The sequence below is a fragment of the Pauljensenia sp. C0254C2 genome (assembly GCF_056583835.1).
Map to the genome: position 1 here is coordinate 1 of NZ_JBWPJO010000027.1, position 3,614 is coordinate 3,614.

At 55.2% G+C, this 3,614-nt stretch carries 2 protein-coding genes and 1 pseudogene; 1 reads left to right on the top strand and 2 read right to left on the bottom strand.

Features of this window, described 5'->3' with window-relative positions; all coding sequences use genetic code 11:
* Window positions 1-53 precede the first annotated feature (53 nt).
* Both AC1DA5_RS10480 and AC1DA5_RS10485 read right to left on the bottom strand, forming a co-directional pair.
* Window positions 54-749, bottom strand: a complete 696-nt coding sequence (locus tag AC1DA5_RS10480) for a hypothetical protein (protein WP_058237557.1) — start codon at window positions 747-749, stop codon at window positions 54-56.
* Window positions 750-763: 14 nt separating this feature from the next.
* A complete protein-coding gene (locus tag AC1DA5_RS10485; protein WP_154955725.1) occupies window positions 764-1,348 on the bottom strand; it encodes a hypothetical protein in 585 nt (194 codons plus the stop codon).
* Window positions 1,349-1,899: 551 nt separating this feature from the next.
* Here AC1DA5_RS10485 and AC1DA5_RS10490 point away from each other — a divergent pair.
* Window positions 1,900-3,013: pseudogene (locus AC1DA5_RS10490) on the top strand (IS1249 family transposase).
* The last annotated feature ends 601 nt before the right edge of the window (window positions 3,014-3,614 follow it).

Genomic DNA, 3,614 nt, shown 5'->3' on the forward strand with positions numbered 1-3,614 from the left:
TCACCCACTACATCGCTCGGTCGCTGCTCGAAGCCGGAGGGTTTAGACCCGCGCTACACCCTCGTTCGTGAAGAGCCTTTTAACGTGACAGGATCTTGTGAACCGGCTGGGCGAGTCAGACTGCTTTCTTCTCCCTCTGGAGCGGTCTGCCCCATCGAGGCGCGTATCTGGTTGAGTGTTTCTTGCGCCCTGACACGCTGCTGGTCAATACGCAACCTGCGTATCTCCTCCTGCGACAATCCCAACTTTTCCAAACCGACATCAGAATCCGCATACCCCGGGATAACAGCAGCAACCTTCGCAAACGAATCAGCACGAGCCGCGCCCGATTCTTCACGAGTCGGAGCCCAAATCGCCGTAACCTTCTCAAGAGCCTGCTCGCCAGGGGAACGCCCATCCCGCACATGCACAGCAATCATCAGCGTGTGAACAAGCGCGCGCCCAAACGCCACATTCTGCCGGTCAGCAATACGAATCAACCGGCGCTCAGCCGCAGCCTGAGACTCCGCAGACGTCGGATTATCCAACGTGATACCCATATAGTCCACAGGCACCCGCATTGACGCCGCGCACAGCATTGCCATCGACTTGAGCATCTCCACGTGCGGAGCCATCGACGCCTGCGCAACCTGCTCAATAGTCGGCACATCACCGTCAATATCTTTACTGGCGGAATCGTCCTTAGTCTTTGTCGCAATAGAAGCGACAACCTCCTTGGGGAGGGCGATCTTGCTTGTTGTCAGTGCCATGATGGGAGTCCTTTCTAATTGTTAGTACCCAGTAGGCGGTTAGCGGTTTCCAGTTCCACACTTCGACGCGGGGACTCCGGCTGAGAGCCTGCGCCGCGTACAACTGGTCGTGGTTTGAGGAGTTCAGCGAGCACCTTGGCGTGCGCTTCGATTTCCTCGCGCGTTCCCCCGCGTAACGCCTCAGCGGGAACGCCGGTTTCTTTGGAGATTTCCGCGCGCCACGCGGCGCACTGGTGTTCGGTCTCGAACCGCGCGATCTGCGCTTTCAGCTGCTCGACTTCCTCCGCGAGCGCACTGTTTTTGTCCTGCAGGGCCTGGTAGTCGACTGCCTGTTCGGGAGTGGTTTCTGTGGCCTGCTCGCGCGGCTCATTCGCGTCGTCTTCGGGCTCGTCAGCTTCTGGTGCTTGAGCGGTTTCACTGTCAGAGCCGGCAGCCGTCTCTTCCGCCTTGGTCGCGTCTTCCTTGCTTTCGCTTGGCTGAGAAGGCTGACCGGTTTCGCCGCTAGTGTCGGCTGCGTTCTTGTCGCTGCCGCCTTGCGGCGAGTCCGGCAGTGCAAATACCAGGTTCCGATGCCTGTTCATTTCTAATCTCGTGAACATGTTCCTCCCATCACTATGGGAGTGCGGGTTGCGGGGCATAAAAAACCACCCAACCTGAGGGGGGTGGCAACAAGTTTCAAGCCCTTATTAGAATTGCTATATTGCGTCTATCTAGCCGGCGGACTATCCTAGAAACAAGTAGGAGCGGCGTGCACGACCCTGTGGAGGTGTGTGTGCGGCTCCTCTTTTCGTAGTAGAATTAAATCCTGTAGGAGCCCCGTGCGCGACCCCATGTGGTGCGTGCGCGGCTCCTACTTCTTATCTCGCCCTAAGAAGCTTTGAGTCGTGAGTTATCACGTATAGCGGTGCCCCTTTTACCCGTCGACTTACAGCTAACTGATCGATTAATTCCTGATCCGAGAAATACGGGTTATAGGACATTTTCTGTTGCTTTTGTGGGGACTTTTCGTTGTTGTGGTGGGGAAAGGTCGTGGTTCAAGTTGGTTGGGGGCAACTTGAAGGTCGGACAAAATGTGTTGCGGTGAGTGGGGTTTTTCGGCTTTGTAGCTCGGGAAAGTCTGCTTTGAAGTTGGGTCGGGCATCGTGTGGGGATGAATATTCCTTCGTGCCCGGTGTGCGGGCGTGTGATGACTCGTCATGGGCATTCCTCTTCGGGGGCCCAAAGGTGGCGGTGCAAAGCGTGCAATGTCAGTCAGGTCAGGCATATTGATGCGTGCGCGAAGCATTTGGACGAGTTCTTATCGTGGTTGTTGTCGGGGGCCAGGCAAGTGGACATGCCGGGGGCTGGCCGATCGTTTCGACGCAGGTGCGCATCATTGTGGCAGGTGTGGCCTTTGGCTCCGGTTGTTGATCAGGTTCATGATGTGGTCTTTGCTGACGGGATTTATTTGAGCCGTCACGTGGTCATTGTGATTGCTCAAAGCCGCACGCACGTACTGGGGTGGTATGTGGCTCGTAGCGAGAATTCACGCTCGTGGGAGGCGTTGATGAGCCGGATCGCGCCACCGCTTCTAGTAGTCAGTGATGGTGGTAGTAGTTTTGATAAAGCCAGGCGTGCCGCATGGCCCAACACGCGGGTGCAGCGGTGCACGTTCCACGCGTTCGGGCAGATCAAGAAAGCCACGACAATGCGTCCGAAGCTGGAAGCATCCCAGCAGTTGTATGCCCCGGGGTAAAGATCTCTTGCACGTGACAACTGTTGAACAAGCCCGCCAATGGGTTCAGGACTACCACCAGTGGTGCGCCCGCTGGAAGGATTTCCTTGCAGAAAAGACATTGAGCGACAATGGGTGGGTGTACACCCATGAGCGGCTTGTACGCGCGCGTAACAGCATGAACCGGCTGATCAGCAAAGGCGTGCTTTTTACTTTTGTGGACCCACACTGGGACCATGCCATGCCAGCGATGAACAACCAGATCGAAGGAGCAACCAACGCTCCCTTAAGGCAGGTACTGCGTGACCACCGGGGAATGCGCCTGACCAGGCGGATCAAAGCAGTGTTCTGGTGGTGCTACATGCACTCTGAGCACCCTTTACCAGCAGCCAAGATCGTGAAAGTCATGCCCACCGACAAACACATCGAGACCGCGTGGGCCACAGCCTGCCAAGAACACCCCATCACTGCAAGCATCCCCCGATGGGGCGACGCAATCTGCTGGAACGAACTCCACCACACCACGCCCTACCACAACCCATGGGACTAAAAAGCAACACAAAATGTCCTATAACCCCAAAATTCTGAAAGGTTAAATGCGGCCTATCGCTTTTAGACTGCGTTCAACATGCTGATCCCAAGTTTCCTCACTTGGATCATAGTTCCACGGAGCGGAGGCTACCTCGTCAGTAACAACCGTCAATCCGAGGCTACGCAAGCCGGCGAGAATCTCTTGCGGCTCATGACGAGAATCCACCCAAATCTCAGTCTCATAGCCTGGATACGCGGACTTCTCCGAGTACCATGTGTATTTATCTAGAACATGCGCTAAGTCCTCCTTATTAGCTGCCTCTACACAGTGATAAATAGCTTCAGGAACGGATCCACTCAAGGTACTCACCCCCGTCTCCAACGATAATTATAAGTTTGTCGAGCTCTGCTCCAGATTGCCATAAGGCTGTTTTCGTTATATTGCGTGCATCTTCTAAAGGAAGAGACTCCAGACTCTTATATATGACGAAACGAGATTGCCTTGCGCCTCGTCTTATCTGATCACACGCTGACAGAAAGCGAGTTAATGCCCGGATTGTGTGTACGTGGTGTTGGTTTTTGTTCGGTGTGTCAGGGGTTTGAGCGCTGTGTACATGCTT